The organism is Massilia frigida, assembly GCF_011682175.1.
GTDB classification, from domain to species: domain Bacteria; phylum Pseudomonadota; class Gammaproteobacteria; order Burkholderiales; family Burkholderiaceae_D; genus Telluria_A; species Telluria_A frigida.
Map to the genome: position 1 here is coordinate 1 of NZ_WHJG01000059.1, position 18,473 is coordinate 18,473.

The following is an 18,473-nucleotide window of genomic DNA, read 5'->3' on the forward strand; positions in this document are numbered from 1 at the left end:
TTAGAAATATTTCTAATCAGAGGTCAGACCCCGGTTCCGTTTACCGGCTCCGTTCGATTGTTCTATGCAAACAGGAAAAAATCTTGGCAATTGCGCCGGGTGCGCCGGGCAAAAACTTTCCTAACCGGGGTCAGACCTCCGAATCGAAACATTTTTGTTGCTAATCAGAGGTCAGACCCCGGTTGGGAAATAATTAATTGTTTGCTTATGTGCGGGAGCGAACTGATCAATTCTGAGCTCAACAGTAAGATGGCTTCACTACATCGCCAACCTGGCAATGAGCACTAAAGGAGCCTTACCATGAACAAAGATCAAGTCAACGGCAAACTGCAAGACATCGGCGGCAAAATTCAGGAAGAAGCTGGCAAACTGGTCGGTAGCACCGAACAGCAAGCCAAGGGCCTGGAAAACCAGCTCGAAGGCAAGACCCAGGAAAAAATCGGCGACCTCAAAGAAGCCATCAAGGATGCGACCAACTAATTGGTCCGCTCCATATGAAAACAGCCGCGTTGATCGCGGCTGTTTTTTATTGGACGATCGCTTTGCCGCTTACTTCGGCGCGTCGGCCAGGTTCTTCTTGAAGAACGCTTCGATGGTGCCGTACACGTGGCGCTGCCCCGGACGCGATGAGATCCCGTGCTTGGCGCCCGGGTAGGTCATCAGGTCGAAACGCACGTTGCGGTTGACCAGCCCATCGATCAGGCGCGTGCTGTTGGTGAACAGGACGTTATCGTCGGCCATGCCATGCACCAGCAGCAGCGGCGACTTGAGCCCGTCCAGGTGCGCGAACACGCCGCTGGTCTTGTATGCGTCCGCCTGTCCCTTCGGGGTGCCGCCCACATAACGCTCGGTGTAGTGGGTGTCGTACAGAGCCCAGTCGGTCACCGGTGCCACCGACACGCCCATCGCGATCTTGTCCGACGCCGCCGCCAGCAAACGCAGGGTCATGTAGCCGCCATAACTCCAGCCAAACACGCCGATCCGCTTGGCGTCCACGAAACTCTGCTTGCCCAGCCAGTCGATGCCGCTCAACTGGTCTTCGACTTCGTGCTTGCCCAGCCCATTGTAGATCGCGTCAGTGAAGGCGCGCTCGCGCCGGTACGAGCCGCGGTTATCGAGGCGGAACACCACGAAGCCCTGCTGCGCCATGTACTGGTCGAAGTAGTTGCCCCATTTGCGCGAGACGTGCTGCGCATGCGGCCCGCCGTAGGTCGACAGGTACACGGGATACTTTTTCGCGGCGCTGAAATCCGACGGCTTGATCATCGAGTAGTACAAGGTCTGGCCGTCGCTGGCCTTGATGCTGCCGTACTCGGTGGCCAGGTGGTCCGCCTTGTATTTGGCGTACGGGTGCTCCGCATTGAGCTCGTTCTTCTCTAACCAGCCGACCATCGCGCCATCCGGACGGCGGATCGAAATCTGCGGCGGGGTGGCCGGGTCCGAGAAGGTGTCGACGAAGACTTCGCCATTGCGCGAGAACGCCGCTTCGTGCCAGCCGTCGCCCTTGGTGATGCGCACCGGCTTGTCGGCGCCGCTGCCATCGAGCGCCAGCGCGTAGGTCTGCTTGTCGATCACGGCGTCGCGATTCGACGACACATACACGCGGCCGGCTTTTTCGTCGACCGCCAGCACGTTGTCGATGCCCCATTCGCCGCTCGACACCGGATGCAGCAGCTTGCCATCGAGGTCGTACAGGTACAGGTGATTGCGCCCGCTGCGCTCGGACGCCCACAGGAAGGCATTGCGCTTGGAGAGGAAGCGCAGGTCGTCATGGATGCTGACCCAGGTCTTGGAGGTTTCGGTGAGCAGGGTGCGCTGCGCCAGGGTGGCGGCATCGACCGAGATCAGGTCGAGGCGCTTCTGGTCGCGCGACTGCAGCTGGTACACCAGCTGCTTGCCGTTGGCGCTCCAGTCGGCACGCACCAGGTAAATGTCGCGGTTCTGGCCCAGCTCGACCTTGCGCTGCGCGCCGGTGACGGGCGAGACGATCATCAGGTCGACCAGCACGTTGGCGTCGCCCGCTGCCGGGTAGCGCTGTTCGACGACATCGGTGCGGTCTGCGAAAATCTCGAAGCGCCGCACCACCGGCACCGGCGACTCGTCGAAGCGCTTGTAGGCGATGGCCGAATCGTCGGGCGCCCAGTAGTAGCCGGTGCGCTGGCCCATTTCTTCCTGCGCCACGAATTCGGCTTCGCCGTTGAAGATGGTGCCCGCGCCGTCGGTGGTGAGCTGCTTTTCAAGGCCCGAGACCAGGTCGATCACATACAAATTCTGCTTGCGCACGAAGGAGACGTAACGGCCCTTGGGCGAAATCTTGGGATCGGCCACATTGCCCGTGGCGACCTTGCGCGCCCCCTGGGGCTTGGCCGCGTCGACCAGATACAGGTCGCCCGCGATCGGCACCAGCAGCTGCTTGCCATCCGGCGACCAGCTGTAATTGAGGATGCCGGTCAGGCTGGCGGTGCGCGCGCGCTCGCGCCTGGCCTGTTCTTCGGGTGACAGGCTCTCGTTGGGAACCAGCAGTTTGGAGTCGACCAGGCGCTTCGAGGTCTTGTCCTTCATGTTGAATTCCCAGAGATCGAGCTGGAACTGGTTGTCCTGGCGGCCGCGCAGGTAGGTGACGCGTTCGCCATCGGGCGATACGCGCAGGTTGCGCACGCCCGGCCCCGCCAGCGCCGGGTCGGCGTGGATGCGGTCCAGTGTCAGGCGTTCGGCGGATGCGGGAACGCTGGACAATGCGGCGAGAAAGCAGAGAAGAAATCGCATGGATGTCTCGGTGAGGTGGATGTGGAGAACTCAGGACGATACCAGAGTTCCGCACCCGTGGGCACCCCTCGCCAGCGACCCGCGTCAAGCCTGCGCGCGCGTGCGCGAGAGGTGGTGTAAAGACCAGGTGAGCAGCACCGCGGCCACGGTCAGGCCCAGTACCAGCCCGATCCAGAAGCCGGCGGCGGCCATCGGCAGCGCCGGCGACCAGGCGAACCACGACGGCGCCAGTCCCAGTACATACCCGACCGGCATGGCGAAGCCCCAGAATGCGAGCAGCTGGATCTGCATCGGCTGGCGCGTGACCTTGTAGCCGCGAATGGCGCTCGACGTGGCGACCTGGGTGGCGTCGGACAGCTGGAACAGCGCCGCGAACAGCAGCAGGTGGGCGCACAGTTCCTGCACCGCCGCATCGGATGTGTAGGCGCGCGCGATCTCCCAGCGGAACACGGCGATCAGCGCCGCCGAGATCAGCGCAAAGGCGAGCGACATCCCGACCCCGACCCAGGCCACGAAACGCGCGCGCACCGCGTCGCCTTCGCCCAGCGCATGGCCCACGCGGGTAATGAGGCCGATGCCGAAACTGAGCGGCACCATGAATACCAGCGACGAGAAATTAAGGGCGATCTGGCTGGCCGATACCTGCACCACGCCGAAGCGCGCGATCATCAGGCTGACCGCCCCGAACGCGCTCACTTCGGCCAGGTAGGTCACGCCGATCGGCAGGCCAAGACGCAGCATGGCGCCGATCTCCGGCCAGTTGGGCGATTCCCAGTGCGTGAACGGGTAGGTCTGGCGGTAGGCCGGGGCGATGCGGATCCAGGCCAGCATGGCGCCGAGCATGAGCCACATGCACACGCCGGTGGCGACCGCGCAGCCGACCCCACCCAGCTTGGGCATGCCCCAGTTCCCGAACACCAGCAGCCAGTTGACGAAGACGTTGAACAGCAGCCCGAGGACGGCGATCACCATCACGGGCTTGGTCTGGTTGATGCTGGTGGTGTAGCCGTACAGCGCGCGGTAGCAGGCAAAGGCCGGCATGCCGATGCTGATCGCATGCACGAACATGGCGGCGTTGGCGGCAACGTCGGGGGTGAGGCCGATATGGTCGAACACGAGGGTCGCCAGATTGGCCACCAGGCAGGCCACCAGGCCCACGCCCACGCCTTTCCAGAGCGACTGGCGCACCACGTGCGGAATGCGGCCGTACTGCGCGGCGCCGATGTCGTGCGCGACCACGGTGTTAATCGCCATCATGGTGCCCATCACGGTGACCAGGATGATCGACCAGACCGACGCGCCGAGCGAGACGGCGGCCAGTTCGCTGGCGCTGACGTGGCCCGTCATCGCCACGTCGGCCACGCCCATGCCGACGGTGGCCAGCTGCCCGACCAGCATGGGCCAGGACAGGCGCCACAGGGCGGCGATTTCGGTGCGGACGGGCGTATCGGACGGGGCGAGGATGGCGGACATGGTGGACACGTTAGGAGCAAACGTCGATTTTACCGGCTAATCGCGGGCAGGGTGGGAGGCGGCTTGGTCCGGGGCTGCGTAAAGACTTGTTACACATCTCACAGCTTGGGCACTGGCGCGGCGGGCGCGGGGCCGTCACAATCGGTCATCGCACATCAAGGACGGTTCCATGCTCAAATCCCGCTTCACACTCGCGCTGCTGCTCGGCGCCGCCATCTTTTCTCATGCCGCCGCCAGCGCCGGTGAGCTGACCCTGTTTTCGCGCGATGGTTTCGACGGCCGCGAGCTGACCGTGCGCACCACTACGCCCAACCTGGTCGAGAGCGGCTTCAATGATCGCGCGTCGAGCATGATTGTGCGCTCCGGGCGCTGGGAGGTGTGCGAGCACGTCGGCTTCGAAGGCCGCTGTGTCGTCTTCGAGCAGGGCGAGTATCCGACGCTGGAGCGCTTCAACGACACCATTTCGTCGGTGCGCGAGATCATGCCTGAGCGCCGTCATGGCGGCGGGCGCCATCATGGCGGGCCGCGCGGGATGATCGCGCTGTTCACCGGGCGTGGCCTGGAGGGCGACGCCCGGCGCCTGCGGCGCGATGCCGACGATTTCTCGGGGATCGATTTCAACGACAGCGCGCAGAGCGCCCAGGTGATGGAAGGCAGCTGGCAGTTGTGCAGCGACGCCGGCTACCGTGGCACTTGCCGCATTTTCGCACCGGGCCGTTACGAGGATCTGGGGCGCGGCTTGCGCGGCCGGGTTTCGTCGGCGCGCCTGGTCGATGCGGACGATGGCGGCGGGCAGCGCGAGGGCGACGTGGAACTGTTTTCCTCCAGCGGCTTTGGCGGCGAGCGCCTGGTGCTGCGCGACGACACGCGCGACCTGACCGAGTTCGGATTCAATGACCGCGCCGACGCGCTCATCGTGCATCAGGGCGAATGGGAGTTCTGCAAGCACGCCGATTTCGGCGGTCGCTGCGTGACCTTCGGCCCTGGCCGTTACGACCGTCTCGGACCGATGGGCAACCTGATTTCATCGGTGCGCCGGGTCCGTTAAGCGGGCGCTCAGCGCTGCCCGCCCGCGCGCGGCGGCAGGCTTTGAAGGTAAGCGTGCAGCGCGCGCATGTCGACCTCGTTCATCTCGCCCAGCGCTCCGAACGGCATCACCGGACTGATGGTGCTGCCGTCGGGCCGCCGTCCGCTGCGCAGCATCGTCATGAAGCTCTCTGGCGTGCGGTAGCGCGTCATGGCGCTGCCATGGCCCGGCGTCAGGTTGGCCGGCGCCGGCCAGGCCGACGGCGCGCCGGGAATGCGCCCGCCCGTCAGGTTTTCTCCGTGACAGCCGATGCAGCTGTGCGCGACGTAGGCGCCGTGCTCGATCGTGACGGCCGGCGCGGTTGCCGGCGCTGGCGGCGCGCTGTGGTCGATCGTTTCGGCGGCGTCGCGCACCGCGCCGAAGGCGTACATGACTTTCACCGCCACCGGCAGGCGCACCTGCGCCGCCTGTCCGGGCACGGGCGCGAGCTGGCGCACGTAGGCGATGATGGCGCCCACGTCGGCGTCGCTGAGCAGGCTGTAATCCTCGCTCGGCATGATCATCAGCGGCCTGCCATCGGGCTTGACGCCGTGGCGCAGGGTGCGCACCCAGTCGAGCGTGCGGTAGCGCGTGATGGCGCTGTTGGCGCCCGCCGTGATGTTGGGCGAGACGATCCGCATCGCGCCATCGTCAATGACGGCGGCGCCGCTGCCGTCGCGCCCGTGGCAGGTGGCGCAGCCGCGCGTGTTGAACAGGTAGCGGCCATGTGCGATGCTGGCCGCGTCCCCGGGCAGGGCCATGTCGGCCACCTCCACCGCGATCGTGCGCGCCATCTTGAGCTCGCCGAGCCAGGTGCCGGCGCACACCGTCGCGGCCCCCGCCAGGCCCAGCGCCAGCATGGCCAGGCCGATCCCTCTCACCCACCCGTTCATAGCGTTTCTCCTTCAAAAAATGTGGCTGGCAAGCGTGCGCTGCCTGCGCCGGGTGCGTTGTAGGATGATCAAAACCGATCCGGGAGCGCCGTTCGTGGAGTACAAGGACTATTACAAGACCCTCGGCGTCGACCAGGACGCTTCCGCGGACGCCATCAAAAAGGCGTACCGCAAGCAGGTGCGCAAATACCATCCCGACGTGAGCAAGGAACCGGACGCCGACCACCAGACCAAGGAAATGAACGAGGCGTACGGCGTGCTGGGCGATGCCGACAAGCGCGCCGCCTACGATGCGCTGGGCCGCACCCGGCGCGCGGGGCAGCAATTCCAGCCGCCACCCGACTGGGGCGCGGGCTTCGATGGCGGCGCGGCCGGTTCCAGCGATTTCTTTTCCGATCTGTTCGCGCATGTCGGCGGCCGCGCCCGCCCCGGCGGAGCAAGTTTCCAGATGCGCGGCGAGGATATCCACGCGGCCATCTCCATCGACCTGGCAGATGCGTATCACGGCTCCACCCGCGCCGTGACCTTGCGCGTGCCCGAGCACGATGCCCATGGCAGGGTGGTGACGCGCGAGCGCGCCGTCAACGTCAAGATTCCCAAGGGCGTGCTGCCCGGCCAGCAATTGCGCCTGGCGGGCCAGGGCCATCCGGGCAGTGGCGGTGCCGGTGCGGGCGACCTGTTCCTGGAAATCGGGTTCCATCCCGATGCGCGCTACCGGATCGAGGGGCGCGATGTGTATGCCAGCGTGCCGGTGGCCCCGTGGGAAGCGGCGCTGGGGGCCGGCATCGACGTGGCCACGCCGTCCGGACAGGTGGAAGTTTCCGTGCCGCCCAGCTCGCAAACGGGGCGCAAGCTGCGCCTCAGGGGGCGCGGCATTCCGGGCACGCCGGCGGGCGACCTGTATCTCGTTCTCGAGGTCGTCCTGCCGCCGGCAAATACCGACAAGGCTCGCGAGCTGTACCGCGCAATGGCACGCGACATGGCCTTCAATCCGCGTGCGCGGGCGGGAGGGTAGGGCATGGCCAATATCGATATCGTGGGCGTTCTGCTCGACGACGAGGCGCTCGACCTGCACGAGCTGGCGCGCGCCTGCGGCGTCGAGCCCGACTGGGTGGTGCGGCATGTGGGTGACGGTTTGCTGGGCGCCGACGAGATCATGGCGCTGGGCCTGGACGAAGATGCCCGCGCGCAGTGGCGTTTCCGCAGCGCCGACTTGCGGCGCGCGCGGCGGCTGGTGAGCCTGGAGCGCGATCTCGACGCCAACGAGGAAATCGCCGCGCTGGTGCTCGACCTGGCCGACGAGGTGAGCCGCCTGCGCACGCGCCTGCGGGTGCTCGGCGCGCAGTGAGTGCAGGGCGGCGCGCCTGCGGCATGCGGTGAACATCAGCCATCTCCTGGCGATTTGATGTAGTGACTATGCTACCGGCGGGCGCGATGCGTTTGATGCATCACAATCGTGCTGGGTTGGCGCTGCGCGTGTTTTTGTCGAGTCCGCTTGCGCGGCGGCGCAGGCGACGGGCGAGATCCTTGTTGGCATGGCTGGCGATCGATCCCGCATGGGCGAACCGGGGGCATCCTCGTATGCCCATGCGGTGACGAGGCAATACCGTGGCGCGCTGATTGTCAGGAATGGGTTGCGCCAGTTCGCTCGCGTGAACGCGAACGATCGCAACGGTGTGCGCCTGCTTGGTAAATTGCAGAAATGGAGAGGCGTTGCTCGTAGCGTGCTGACGTGGGCGCCGACGTGATACTGCAAGTCCATCCGGCAAATTTATGCCGACATGCACAAGGCGATGCGATCGGTCGGGCTCTGCTACGATGGCGTGTTCCGATCAACTGCGCCTCACGTATGAAAACTCTGATCGCCCTCTCAGGCAGCCTGCGCCGTGACTCGGCCAATACCGCGCTGCTGCGCGCGGCGGTCGCGCTGGCGCCGCCCGGTGCGCGCGTTGTGTTGTACGACGGCACGCACATGCTGCCGTTCTTCAATCCCGATATCGAGGCCGATCCGCCGCCAGCGGTGCACGAGCTGCGCGCCTTGCTGAGCGCGGCCGACGGCGTCATCGTGGCCAGCCCGGAGTACGCGCATGGCGTACCGGGCGCCTTCAAGAACATGCTGGACTGGCTTGTCGGCTGCGCCGAGTTGAGCAGCAAACCGGTTGCGCTGATCAATACCTCGGCGCGGGCGGTGCACGCCCAAGCGTCCCTGGCCGAGATCCTCACGACGATGGGGTGGCGTGTGATCGCCGCGGCGTCGCCCGTGATCGCGGTTGCCAACAGGGGATTCGATCAGGCGCACATTGCGGCCGACCCGGCGCTGGCCGGGGCGCTGCTGGGGGCCATCGGCGCGCTGGTGCAAGCCAGCGTGGAAGTCGGCCCTCCATGAGGACGGATTTTGCCTGTCCCCGATGTGGTTCATCCGCCCATGCGACGCCCAAGCTGTTGCTGATTGCAAAGCATGCGCCGGTGTATGGCGTCGACTTTGGCGAGGGAGGGCACTGGCCGTATCAATTGGCTAGCGATGAATGCCTGCCGCAGGCATTGAGAGAGCCGCCGCTCAGCCAGTTCGTCGATGGCTGCTATTGTTCCAGCTGCGGCATCGGCTTCGTTCCCGCCTCCCTGCTGGTCGGGGCCGCGCCGGAAAACAGTCCGCAGGGCGGGACGACTCCCCGGCATGCGGAAGGTCCGCATGCAGGCGACCAGGTGGGCTATCTCCGCAACCCCGGGGCACGGCCGGAATTTGGCACGCTTGCCGCTCACTTGTGGGGGGCGGATTCGGATATCGATTCCGATGGAAACAGCGCGTATCCCGGGGACGCCGGCTGGACCGAACTGACGCTGGTTCTGCGCGCGGCTCCCGAGCGGCAGCGCGTCGATGTGGACCCGGTATCGCACGACCCGCTGGTCCTGGCGATACGCTCTCCCGATGCCAGCCTAGCTACGCGGGCGCTTGCGTATTTGCAGGAACATGCCGGCGGTACCATCGAGCGCTGTTGGCCGCTCGAATAACAGCTTGAACAAGGACACCATGAATGCCATCACGACCTTCGTCGAATCGGTGCGCGCCTTTTGCCAATGGGCCGAAGGCGATTTGCTGCCGGGCGACGCCCAGATGAGCATCGCGCGCCGCCATCTCGCGCATTTGTATGCGCAGGCGCTCGATTTGCCGCAGCGCGAATGCGATTGGGGCGATGACGCGGCGGCCATATCGCACGAGGCGTGGAGCGCGATGTTCAAGCGCTTTGGCGCGCTCCCCGTCAATTACTATTCGGAGAGCGCCAATCCCCTCGATGTTCCCTGCGAGAAGACGATGCTCGGCGATCTTGCCGATGACCTGGCGGACATATGGCGCGACCTGAAGCGCGGCCTTCATCTGTTCGATGGTGGCGCTGCCGATGCTGCCGTGTTTCACTGGCGCGAACATTTCATCATCCATTGGGGCAGCCATGCGGCCAGCGCCCTGAATGTCTTGCAGTACTGGGAACAGCACCGCCCCCGCGACTACGCCGTCGCGGAGGGCGGTTTGCCGCCCGCAGCCATTGCCGGGTCCGACCCGCGCTGATCCCGGCACGCAGCAGGTTTATGGCGCGAGTTGCTTGAGGATAGCGTGGCCCGCTTTAATACGTGCCGGAATCGGATAGTTTGTGTTCGCCAGGATCACGACGCCGATTTTTTTCGCCGGCACGAAGGCCACATAGCTGCCGAATCCGCCCGTCGAACCAGTCTTGTTGAACAGGGTCTTGGCGGACGTTCCGGGCCCCGCAGTGATCCGCTTCGCTGCATTCGGCTCCATGATCATGGTGCTCGAATTGCCTGCCAGCAGGCGCTGCAAGGTGACCGGGTAGGGGTATTGCTCCCATCCGAGCCCTTGCATCATGGCGCCGACCTTGAAGTAGCCGACATGGGTGCCGTGCACCGCGCGCTGCATTGGCTCATCCAGGCGCTGCGGATCGATATTCGCCTGGACGAAGCGCAGCATGTCGGCGGCTGTTGACCGTACGCCATACGTTTCGGCGGCGAGTACGCCAGGGTTCATCCGGCGCGGTTTGTTGTCCTCGTCGTAGCCCCACGCATAATTGGCCATCGCGCTGTCGGGCACGCGCAGATAGCTGCTCTTCAGGCCGAGTTGCGGGAATAGCTGTTGTTCCATGGCGTCGGCAAAATCGCTCTTGAGCGCCAGTGCGGTGAGATGCCCGAACAGGCCGAGGCTGGGATTGGAATAGCGGCGTTGGGCGCCCGCCGTTGCTTGCGGTTTCCATTGGCGGAAATAGTCGCTCATCGTGGCGCCCGTCACCGCGTCGGGAAATTGCAGCGGCAGCCCGCTCCCGGTATAGGTGCCGAGATTGAGCACGCTCATCTTGTCGATCGGGCTGCCTTTCAGCTCCGGCATGTAGGTGCCGGGATGCGCGTCCAGCGACAGCTTGCCGAGCACCTGCGCATACGAGGCCAGGGTTGCGGTCAGCGTCTTGCTGATGGACCCGAGTTCGAACAGCGTGGCGTCGCCGACCGGGGTATTGTCCTTGACCGATGCGAGCCCGTAGTTGAACACATAGGGCTGGCCGTCGACCGTCACGGCCACTGCCATCCCGGGCACCTTGTATTCGGCCATGACCGGGCCGATGGCCTTGTCGACGATGGCGCGGATGCGCGCGTCGCTGTCGGCGGCGTGGCTGTTGACGGCGGCGAAACAGGATGCCACGAGGGCGATGGCAATGTGCTTGGTGAGCTTGGGCGAGAGGGTCGACACGATGTTCCTTTTCTGATGGATGGGATGCAAACGGGTACAGTGATCCACCCCCGCTCGTTTGCATGAACGGGGTTGCGTGGCATTCTTTTGTTACGGGTTTTTGTTGGGAGGTGGCGCGCTTACAGCGTGTCGAGCCGCGTTCGCAGCTCGCGCAGGAAGGCTTCCTTGACCCGGCCGCCGGCGAAGCCTTCTTGCCTGCGCTCCAGTGCCATGCGGGCAAATACGATCGTGCGCTGCCCCTTGCTGGCCCAGCCGACGTACCAGCCGTACTGGCGCTCCGGATCGTCGCGCCCATCGGGCAGCACGGGCGAGGCCGTGCCGGTTTTGCCGTGGATTTCCCAGCCGTTGTCCAGCGTCTCCGGCTGCATGATGCGCAATGTCATGTCATATGCCTTGGGTGCCAGCGGCAACTGGCGCTTGACCACCTTGCGCAGGAATGTCACCTGTTCGGCCGGCGATATTTTCAGCGATGAACTGACCCATGACAGGGCCAGGCCGTTATCCTTGCCCGGGTCGCCCGACAGGTCGCCGTTGCCGTAGCCGAAGCTTGTCACATACCCCTGGAAGCGCGCAGCGCCAAGCCGGGACGCGACTTGCTGGGTGAACCACAGCACCGAGTGCTTGAACCAGCTGGTCGGGTCGGTGGCCGTGCGCCAGGCCGGGTTCCAGTGGACGTAGCCCTTGCGAAATGGCATGGCAGGTGCGTGTTCGTCTTCCAGGATGCCGCTGTCGTAGCCCATCAGGCTGACGGCGATATTGAAGGTCGATGCCGGCGTGATGCGCTCGTCGCACTGGCCTTCGTGCACCAGGCGCTTGCCGCTGGCGGCATCGGCCAGTTCGGTGCAGCTGATGGCGTCCGTGGCAGCGCCGGGGATGACGGGGGTGGACGATGCCTGCGCTGCCGGCCCGGGCATTGGCGCGGCGGATTCGGCGCGCCATGCGAGTGTCGGCTGGAGCGCGAGGCTGCCCATCAGGACGCTTGCCAGGGCGGCCAGGGCGGCCAGGCGTGTCCAGCGCCGGTGCGGCATGGCGCCCGGTTCGCGGATCAGGGCAATCCTGCCGGCCAGGGTAGGCGCGCTGACGGCGCCGAAGGCGAGGGCGTTGCTCACCGGCGAACGCTGCAGTTTTAACTGCACCACCAGGGCCGCCGCGTACGCTTTGCGCTGGATGGCCGGACGGCCGTCGAGGACATCGCGGTCGCAGCCCAGTTCCAGCGCCCACGACAGGTTGGCGCGCAGCAGCCGCATGAAGGGGTTGAACCAGAGCAGGGTTTGCAGCAGGACACTGGCGCTGATCCAGTGCAAGTCATGGCGCCGCAGGTGGGTCAGTTCGTGTTCCACCATCATTTGCTGTTGGGTCGTCTCGAAGCGGCGCAGATGCGCGGGCAGCAGCAGGCGCGGCTTGAAGAGGCCGAACAGCATGGGCGAGATCGGTGCGTCGACTTCGATGACCTTCGGGTCCAGGGGCAGGGGGTGGATGAAGCCGTCGTGCCGCTGCGGGGCGCGCAGGCGGCCTCCGGCCGCGGCAAGGCTGTTCAAGATGCGCCGCGCTTGCAGCAGCCGGGCAATCGCGTAGCCAAGGCCGAGCAGGTAGCACAGCAGCCAGGCTTGCGCGCCAAGGCTTAGCCACGAACGCCCGGCGCTCTGCACGCCTGGAGCGCTCGATGCGCTGGCGCTGCTTGTCGCTGCGGGGGCGTGGTCCGCGATGGCGCGCTGCGCTTGCGTCGGGCTATCGATTTCGATGGGCGGTACCAGGCGCAGGCGCTCGCTGTGCGGCAGCAGGATTAGCAGGAAGGCCGCCACGATGGTGAGCTGGGCGAGCAGCCAGGCCGAGCGCTGCGAGGCGATGGCGGGCAGGGCGCGCCGGCACAGCGCCATCGCGGCCCATACGGCCAGTCCGGCGGCGATGCAGCCGCCGCTGGCCAGCAGGAAGCGGAACATCAGCAGATCGGTCGGATTCATTTGCTGCCACCATCGGGTTCCGGCCAGTCCTGCAGCAGTTGCTCCAGTTGCGCCAGTTCGGCATCGTCGACCAGCTTGCTGCCGGTGAACATATTGACCGGGAACGGGCTTGCCATTTCCATGACGCGGGTGCCGAAGTCGTGCGCAAAGCTCGCCAGGGTGCCGACTTTTTCAAGCGCGGCTTCGTACACTTGCACCCCGTGCAGGGTGGCCTGGCGCAGCGAGCCCTTGTCCAGCATGCGCTCCAGCGTCTTGCGTGTCGACGAGTATGACCAGCCAAGCTCGTCTTCGATCTGCTGGTGGATTTCGCGCGCGCTGAGCGGCTGTTGTCGCCACAGCGCCTTGAGGATGATGAGTTCGGATATCGAAGGAATTGCCATGGGATGGTCTCTGCGCGACGGGTGCCACCATTATGCGACAGGTGTCGCATCAGCGTCAAGAAGGGCTTTCGATGCATCGGACCCGGCGCACGGCCGGCCGTCAACGCTACCTGGGACGCATTTTGATGGGCTTTAATTTCAAGGAATGCAGTGCCAGCGTGAAGGCGCCGTTGTACTTTTCGTAGTAACGCGTGTGCGCCGACATGGTAAACAAGACGCCGATGCCATCTTTGACCGTTCCCGCGTAGCGGGTGTAGTAATTCTCGACCTCCGATCCGAGTTGCAGGCTGTCCACCCAGACCGTCCCGTTGATGACGACCTGGGTGGCCGGCTGCACGATTTTTCCGGTTTTCGGCGTGACGTTCAAATGCGCCGTATAGTTGAACAGCGTGTCTTGAGGACCGGCTTCCTTGGCTGCCATGATGATGATCGCCTCCTTTTGCGCCTGTCCTTTGTTGGCCCGGCACACAAACTCGGTGCCTTCCTGTTTGCATCGCCAGCCATCGTCCATGGTAAAGCTGAGGTAGGCGTTTTCGAATTTCTCGGCATGCGCCGCCGGCTGGAACAGCGCGGCGGCGCAGCCGATGAGAATGCGGGTCCAGTGCGTCATCATGTTGCCTCCTGGGTGGGTTAAGCCGGTGCGCCCGGTGGCCGCAGACCAGCCAGGCGCGGCCAGAGCGCCGCTTGCGCGCCATCGGTAATCGATGCGTAGTAATCCTGGTACAGCTCGACAGCGGGCAGGGCCAGGGCGCCACTGGCACGCAAGGCATCGCGCACCTGCGCCGTGAGCTCGTCGATGCGCTGGGCCGGCTCGGTTCCCACCTGCGAATTGACGATGACGAGTTTCGGCAGGCTGATCGCGTCAATGCGCGCGCGCAGCAATTCGACATGAAACGGACGAATCAGGCTCTTCTGGCTTAGTGCCAGCAGCACGAAAGGCTGGCCGTCGGGCGTACTCAACATGCTGAAGGGCATCGTGGATGGCATGGCGCGCGCGCCCATGTGCACCAGCATCTGCTGCGCCAGGTCGATCAGTTCGGCGGGATCGGCGCTGGCCAGGATGCGGGTCATCTTGCGCGATGCGGAAATTTCCTGTTGTAAGGCCAGAACGCGCGCCTCGATCCCTGCCTGGGTGCGGACCAGGTCGAGCAAGCTCGTTTCGGCGCTGCGCGCATGAGGCAGGTCATGTGCCAGCATCCAGGCGGGATCGTCCGCGGTCAGCCGCTGCCGCCAGCTCAGCTCGCGCACGAAGCTGTCGCTGACACGGTGGTCTTCCAGCTTGGCGGCCAGGGTGATGAGCTGCTCGCGCAGTGCCACGGCCGCCCCGGCCGGCATGCTGCGCGCCAGGTAGGGAAAGACACCGGCGAAGCGGGCATCGTTGGCGTAGGTCGCCTGCTCGTCGGCGCGCATGTCGAGGAAGCTGAAGTGGGTGAAGAAATCGCGGATGCGCTCGTGCCGGAAACGCACTTCCTGGGCCGTGACCTTACCCGCCGGATCGGTAAAGCTATGCAGTTGCGCCAGCTTGGCCGCCTGCAATTGAACCACTTCGGGTTTGAACGGCAACTCGCCCAAGTCTTCCCTGTCGTCGCGCCGCTGGGCCAGCAGGGCGCGCGAAAAGGCTTTCGTGCGAAACGGCGTGCCGTGGGCGGCAAGGTGGCGCTTGACGTGCTCGAACTGCTGGTTTTCCAGCGCCAGCAAGTCGGGAACTCCCCCCTCCGACAGCAGTATCGCGATCGATGTCAGGTCCATCGGGTTGACCAGGATTTCCTGGAAGGCCCGTTCTTCCTCGCTCGCTTGCAGCTGGCTCCAGGTGTCGTCGAGGAATGCGCCAGCGGCGCGCTCGAATGCGGCGCCGGTCAGGACGGCATCGGGCGCGAGGATGCTGGCCCTGCCCATCAGGAACTCGCGTACCTGCCCGTGGTCGAGGGCTTGCAGTTCAAAGGTTTCGATACCGGACAAGCCGCGCAAGGGGATCTGGCTGGTCACCAGGATGTTGCCATGCGGGTAGTTGGCGACGAAGGAAGTGATTTCCTCCTGGGTCGCCAGGTCGACTTCGTTGTAGCCATCGATGTAGACCGACAGCTTGCCCGCGTAGATCATAGCGTGCAGCAGGTTGGGGTCGTTGCCGATACCCTGCATGCGGCGCTTGATTTCCGCTTCCACCCCAGTGCGGCACTGGTCGGCGCGCAAGTAAGCCATCACGTCGTAGCTGCCGGCCGCGCGCCTGGCGAGCCAGAAGCGGAGAAAACTCGATTTGCCCAGGCCGGATTTGCCCTGCAACAGGACGCGCCCGCGATGCTTCGCCAGCGCGACCGTGATCGCTTGCGTCACCGCCGTCGTGCTGGCGGCTCCGATGCGGGCGGGCCGGTGCAGCACCTTGCTTTCCCCAAAGTAGGCCTGCGGCTCGGTGCCGTCGCCGCCGTTTACGTCGCGCAGCAATTCTGGCAGGAAGGGCGCAAACAGGCGGCGCCTCGCTTGCGGAACATACAGCAGGACCAGGTCGATGTAGCCGAAGCCGAGCACCTTGCGCACCACCGGGTTCCAGAATACGACCGCCTGCAAGGTGGGCGAATTGGGGTAGCCTGTCAGGAGAATGCACCATACGCCCAGATGCAGAAAAATCGCCGTCGGTATGCCGACCAGGGCGGCCATCCACATGCGCCCGCGGCGCAGGGCACGCAGTTCGGCAGCGTCGCCCGGATAAGCGTCTTGCAAGGCATGTTCCCACCACGCCAGCGTCGATTGCGTGCCCAAGCCATAGGGCAGGTTGCGGGCGGCGCCGATCACCATGCGCGCCACGTCGGCGCGCAGTGCCAGCGAGGCAGCCTGGAATTCGCCGCTTTCCCATAGCGATTGCAGGGCGGCGAGGGTGGCGGCCGGCGGGCTGTCGGGCAGGGCGCCAGGCTGGCGCACCAGGCGCGCCAGCGGCAGGCGCGGATCGAGCAACAGGCCGGCGCAGGCGCGCACGGCCTGGTATCCGGTTTCGGTCGGACCGGGCGCGAGCAGGGCCACGCCGGCCGCGCTGCCCAGCGGGCGCGCGGCACTCAGGCGCCAGCAGGACTCGGGCGCATTGCTCGACCATGTGGATTGCTCGACCTGCAACTGTGCATAGGCCGCACCGAAACGTGCCAGGCGCTGCAACACCAGCTTTGCCGTTTCGGACAGGTCCGGCCGGGTCAGTACCAGGCCCAGGTGCTCCATCGGGATCGGTTTGAGTTCGCCTGGCACCGTGGCGCGCTCGTAGGCCATTCCCAAAAGAACCAGCGCGGTCTTGGCAACGATGTCGTTGTGATCGGCAAGCGCGGCGTGAAACAGTTGCTGTTCCGCAACCAGGCGGCCGCTGGCGGCCAGTGCCAGCAGCGCCGCCGCGCGCACGGCGGGGTCGGCCGCGTCCGCTGCCAGCCCGGCGACCGTGCGCAGCACCGGCGGCGGCGCGCCCCCGGCTGCTTGTACGATACGCAAGAACGTTCGCTCGTCGAGCCCCGCTTGCCCGGGCTTGTTCCTGGTCCAGAATGCATCGCTGTCGATGATGTTTGGGCCGGGGCGTGCGCCGGCCAGCATCATGTCCCTGGCGCCGGCCCAATCGGCACCAAGCAGGCGCTGGTCCAGTGCGGGCGACAGCGCGGCCGCCAGTTGACCCGAGCCGGTGGACCACTCGGTCAGCTCGCCCAGGCCATGCCGGCGAATCAGCGCGGCCAGCGCCGGGGCGGGGTCGCCGTGTTTGCGTTCCGCCAGCAGGTAGGCATCGATCGCCGCCCCGTGGGCAGTGCGGCAATCGTGCTCGCGCACCACAATCGCGCTCCAGAAATCGGGCAAGCTGCCTGCGGACAGTTTGCTGCGCGCGGTCAGCAGCGCCAGTTGGTAGCCGATTGCCTCGCATCGGGCCGGCTTGTCGTTGAGTGCTTGGTACATATCGAGCGGGAAGGCGGCAAGCGTGGCGCGCGCCGCGTCGGACGCAAGACTGATCCAGCGTGCGGCGATGTCGGCCTGCATCGTGGTGCGGATGGCCTGGGCATCCTTTTCCTGATACAGCGCATTCAGGTAGGCCGGATCGGCGGCGCGCAGCAAGTCGTAGGCGCTGGTCCAGTCGTCGCCTGTGGTTTCTCCCCACAGTTGCGCGGCCAATTCGCGCGACAAGCCGGCGCGGGCGCGCGCGTCCAGCGTTTTCAGGCGCCGCAGGGCTGCGCGCTTCTGGGCAAGGTCGTTCGACAGCAGGGCCTTGCGAATCTGTTCCTGCTCCAGCGGCGCCCCCATCGCCAGCAAGGCCGTGCGCGCCAGGGTTTGCCGCTGGCGCGCCAGTGGCGAGTCGGCCTGGTCCGCCAGCCAGCGCTCGAACACGGGCCGCTGCGCTTGCAGCTGGTCGGGAAAATTGGCCAGCAGTCCAAACAGCTCATCCCGCGCCTGGCCTTCAAGCCGGTCGGTATCGAGCGCCTTGACGATGTGATCGACCGCCGCGCCTGGCAATCGGCGGAAATTGTTGGAAGCTGCAAGCGTCATGACGATGCGCTCGGTTTTGCCTGAGGCTAGTGCATTCTTCAGTTCTAGCAGGAAGGGTTCAGGCGCGTAATCCATCAGTTTGGCGATACCCATCGCCCGTCCATTCCGGATGCGGGATTTGAGATCGCTTGATGCCGCATCGATCGCCTTGGCCAGGCGGTCGGAATGCGCAAGCCGCGCAGCAATGGCGGCGTTCAGCTCGGGCGGGGCGTCCGCCAGCAGCTCCACGGCACCCACCGCCAGTGCCGGATCGGCAGGGCCGACCAGGGACATCCAGGCCTCGGCCAGCTTGTCGCTGTCGGTCTTGCTCAGTTGGGGAGCGAAGGGCGCGAGCGCGAGATCCTGCAGCCGTATGGATGTCAGCGGCGCTGTCCGTTTGCCGTCCGCCGCGCTCGCCGGCGGCAGCGCTGCGGCGAACAGCATCAGCGACGCCAGCGCGCTGGGGAACCGGATATGTTTCAATCAACCTCCTGGACGGACGGTATGCGGCGGGATAAAAAAGGATAGCGTAAATATATGCTCTGCTGATGATATGTTTTGGTAAGTTGATACGGCGCAAGGTAGTGTTGTGAAAAGATTCGATGGACTTGTGATTATGCAAATGCCGTGCTTGGGGGGAGTGTGCTTGCGATGGAGGGCCGGGATGGCGGCGGTGACAGGCGTTTGACTGTCGGTGCCGGCCCAGCGCGG

At 65.4% G+C, this 18,473-nt stretch carries 15 protein-coding genes and 1 pseudogene; 7 read left to right on the forward strand and 9 right to left on the reverse strand.

All coding sequences use genetic code 11. The features are described 5' to 3' along the window. The first annotated feature begins 300 nt into the window (after nt 1-300). Entirely contained in the window at nt 301-480 is a 180-nt protein-coding gene (locus F2P44_RS31565) for a CsbD family protein (RefSeq protein ID WP_099874789.1), read from the forward strand. A 69-nt stretch (nt 481-549) separates the two neighbouring features. Here F2P44_RS31565 and F2P44_RS31570 read toward each other — a convergent pair whose 3' ends face one another. Together F2P44_RS31570 and F2P44_RS31575 are read right to left on the reverse strand one after the other, a co-directional pair. After that, the gene (locus tag F2P44_RS31570; protein WP_167093588.1) at nt 550-2,766 is read right to left on the reverse strand and encodes a S9 family peptidase; all 2,217 of its coding nucleotides are present in this window, start codon (nt 2,764-2,766) and stop codon (nt 550-552) included. A gap of 84 nt (nt 2,767-2,850) precedes the next feature. Beyond that, nucleotides 2,851-4,239 (reverse strand): MATE family efflux transporter, encoded by a 1,389-nt coding sequence (locus tag F2P44_RS31575; protein ID WP_167093590.1) that lies wholly within the window; start codon nt 4,237-4,239, stop codon nt 2,851-2,853. A gap of 169 nt (nt 4,240-4,408) precedes the next feature. Here F2P44_RS31575 and F2P44_RS31580 point away from each other — a divergent pair, with 169 nt between their 5' ends. Continuing rightward, complete coding sequence (locus tag F2P44_RS31580) at nt 4,409-5,287, forward strand: beta/gamma crystallin family protein (protein WP_167093592.1); 879 nt, start codon at nt 4,409-4,411, stop codon at nt 5,285-5,287. Nucleotides 5,288-5,295: 8 nt separating this feature from the next. On the opposite strand, the gene F2P44_RS31585 is transcribed toward F2P44_RS31580, so the two are convergent. Beyond that, nucleotides 5,296-6,198 carry a c-type cytochrome gene (locus F2P44_RS31585; RefSeq protein ID WP_167093594.1) on the reverse strand — a complete coding sequence of 301 codons (903 nt, stop codon included), beginning with the start codon at nt 6,196-6,198 and terminating at the stop codon, nt 5,296-5,298. A 94-nt stretch (nt 6,199-6,292) separates the two neighbouring features. Between F2P44_RS31585 and F2P44_RS31590 the strand changes: the two genes are divergently transcribed. The 5 genes from F2P44_RS31590 (at nt 6,293) to F2P44_RS31610 (ending at nt 9,760) form a co-directional block, all read left to right on the forward strand. Beyond that, nucleotides 6,293-7,213, forward strand: coding sequence for a DnaJ C-terminal domain-containing protein (locus tag F2P44_RS31590; RefSeq protein WP_167093645.1), 921 nt, complete (start codon nt 6,293-6,295; stop codon nt 7,211-7,213). Between the two features lie 3 nt (nt 7,214-7,216). Next, nucleotides 7,217-7,546, forward strand: a complete 330-nt coding sequence (locus F2P44_RS31595; RefSeq protein WP_167093596.1) for a chaperone modulator CbpM — start codon at nt 7,217-7,219, stop codon at nt 7,544-7,546. Nucleotides 7,547-8,047: 501 nt separating this feature from the next. After that, nucleotides 8,048-8,584, forward strand: coding sequence for an NADPH-dependent FMN reductase (locus F2P44_RS31600; protein ID WP_167093598.1), 537 nt, complete (start codon nt 8,048-8,050; stop codon nt 8,582-8,584). Further along, nucleotides 8,581-9,207: a hypothetical protein gene (locus F2P44_RS34975; RefSeq protein ID WP_187363498.1), complete on the forward strand. Its 627-nt coding sequence runs from the start codon at nt 8,581-8,583 to the stop codon at nt 9,205-9,207. The genes F2P44_RS31600 and F2P44_RS34975 overlap by 4 nt, the downstream gene beginning before the upstream one ends. A 19-nt stretch (nt 9,208-9,226) precedes the next feature. Next, nucleotides 9,227-9,760 (forward strand): DUF5063 domain-containing protein, encoded by a 534-nt coding sequence (locus F2P44_RS31610; protein WP_167093600.1) that lies wholly within the window; start codon nt 9,227-9,229, stop codon nt 9,758-9,760. 18 nt (nt 9,761-9,778) lie between these two features. On the opposite strand, the gene ampC is transcribed toward F2P44_RS31610, so the two are convergent. From ampC to F2P44_RS31635, 6 genes and pseudogenes are all read right to left on the reverse strand, one after another. After that, nucleotides 9,779-10,912, reverse strand: coding sequence for a class C beta-lactamase (ampC, locus tag F2P44_RS31615; protein ID WP_370662775.1), 1,134 nt, complete (start codon nt 10,910-10,912; stop codon nt 9,779-9,781). Nucleotides 10,913-11,064: 152 nt separating this feature from the next. After that, nucleotides 11,065-11,859: a class D beta-lactamase gene (blaOXA, locus tag F2P44_RS36830; RefSeq protein WP_441295296.1), complete on the reverse strand. Its 795-nt coding sequence runs from the start codon at nt 11,857-11,859 to the stop codon at nt 11,065-11,067. 192 nt (nt 11,860-12,051) lie between these two features. Then, nucleotides 12,052-12,906: pseudogene (locus tag F2P44_RS36835) on the reverse strand (M56 family metallopeptidase); the annotation flags it as partial. Further along, nucleotides 12,903-13,286, reverse strand: a complete 384-nt coding sequence (locus tag F2P44_RS31625) for a BlaI/MecI/CopY family transcriptional regulator (protein WP_167093604.1) — start codon at nt 13,284-13,286, stop codon at nt 12,903-12,905. The pseudogene F2P44_RS36835 and the gene F2P44_RS31625, both read right to left, overlap by 4 nt. 106 nt (nt 13,287-13,392) lie before the next feature. Further along, nucleotides 13,393-13,899 (reverse strand): hypothetical protein, encoded by a 507-nt coding sequence (locus F2P44_RS31630; RefSeq protein WP_167093606.1) that lies wholly within the window; start codon nt 13,897-13,899, stop codon nt 13,393-13,395. 17 nt (nt 13,900-13,916) lie between these two features. Then, entirely contained in the window at nt 13,917-18,245 is a 4,329-nt protein-coding gene (locus tag F2P44_RS31635; protein WP_167093608.1) for a hypothetical protein, read from the reverse strand. Nucleotides 18,246-18,473: the final 228 nt, after the last annotated feature.

What these genes read in the sequence shown, in the direction of transcription:
- F2P44_RS31565 (WP_099874789.1), top strand. Translation starts at nt 301, where the DNA reads ATGAACAAAGATCAAGTCAACGGCAAACTGCAAGACATCGGCGGCAAA.
- F2P44_RS31570 (WP_167093588.1), bottom strand. Translation starts at nt 2,766, where the DNA reads ATGCGATTTCTTCTCTGCTTTCTCGCCGCATTGTCCAGCGTTCCCGCA.
- F2P44_RS31575 (WP_167093590.1), bottom strand. Translation starts at nt 4,239, where the DNA reads ATGTCCGCCATCCTCGCCCCGTCCGATACGCCCGTCCGCACCGAAATC.
- F2P44_RS31580 (WP_167093592.1), top strand. Translation starts at nt 4,409, where the DNA reads ATGCTCAAATCCCGCTTCACACTCGCGCTGCTGCTCGGCGCCGCCATC.
- F2P44_RS31585 (WP_167093594.1), bottom strand. Translation starts at nt 6,198, where the DNA reads ATGAACGGGTGGGTGAGAGGGATCGGCCTGGCCATGCTGGCGCTGGGC.
- F2P44_RS31595 (WP_167093596.1), top strand. Translation starts at nt 7,217, where the DNA reads ATGGCCAATATCGATATCGTGGGCGTTCTGCTCGACGACGAGGCGCTC.
- F2P44_RS31600 (WP_167093598.1), top strand. Translation starts at nt 8,048, where the DNA reads ATGAAAACTCTGATCGCCCTCTCAGGCAGCCTGCGCCGTGACTCGGCC.
- F2P44_RS34975 (WP_187363498.1), top strand. Translation starts at nt 8,581, where the DNA reads ATGAGGACGGATTTTGCCTGTCCCCGATGTGGTTCATCCGCCCATGCG.
- F2P44_RS31610 (WP_167093600.1), top strand. Translation starts at nt 9,227, where the DNA reads ATGAATGCCATCACGACCTTCGTCGAATCGGTGCGCGCCTTTTGCCAA.
- blaOXA (WP_441295296.1), bottom strand. Translation starts at nt 11,859, where the DNA reads ATGCCCGGGCCGGCAGCGCAGGCATCGTCCACCCCCGTCATCCCCGGC.
- F2P44_RS31625 (WP_167093604.1), bottom strand. Translation starts at nt 13,286, where the DNA reads ATGGCAATTCCTTCGATATCCGAACTCATCATCCTCAAGGCGCTGTGG.
- F2P44_RS31630 (WP_167093606.1), bottom strand. Translation starts at nt 13,899, where the DNA reads ATGATGACGCACTGGACCCGCATTCTCATCGGCTGCGCCGCCGCGCTG.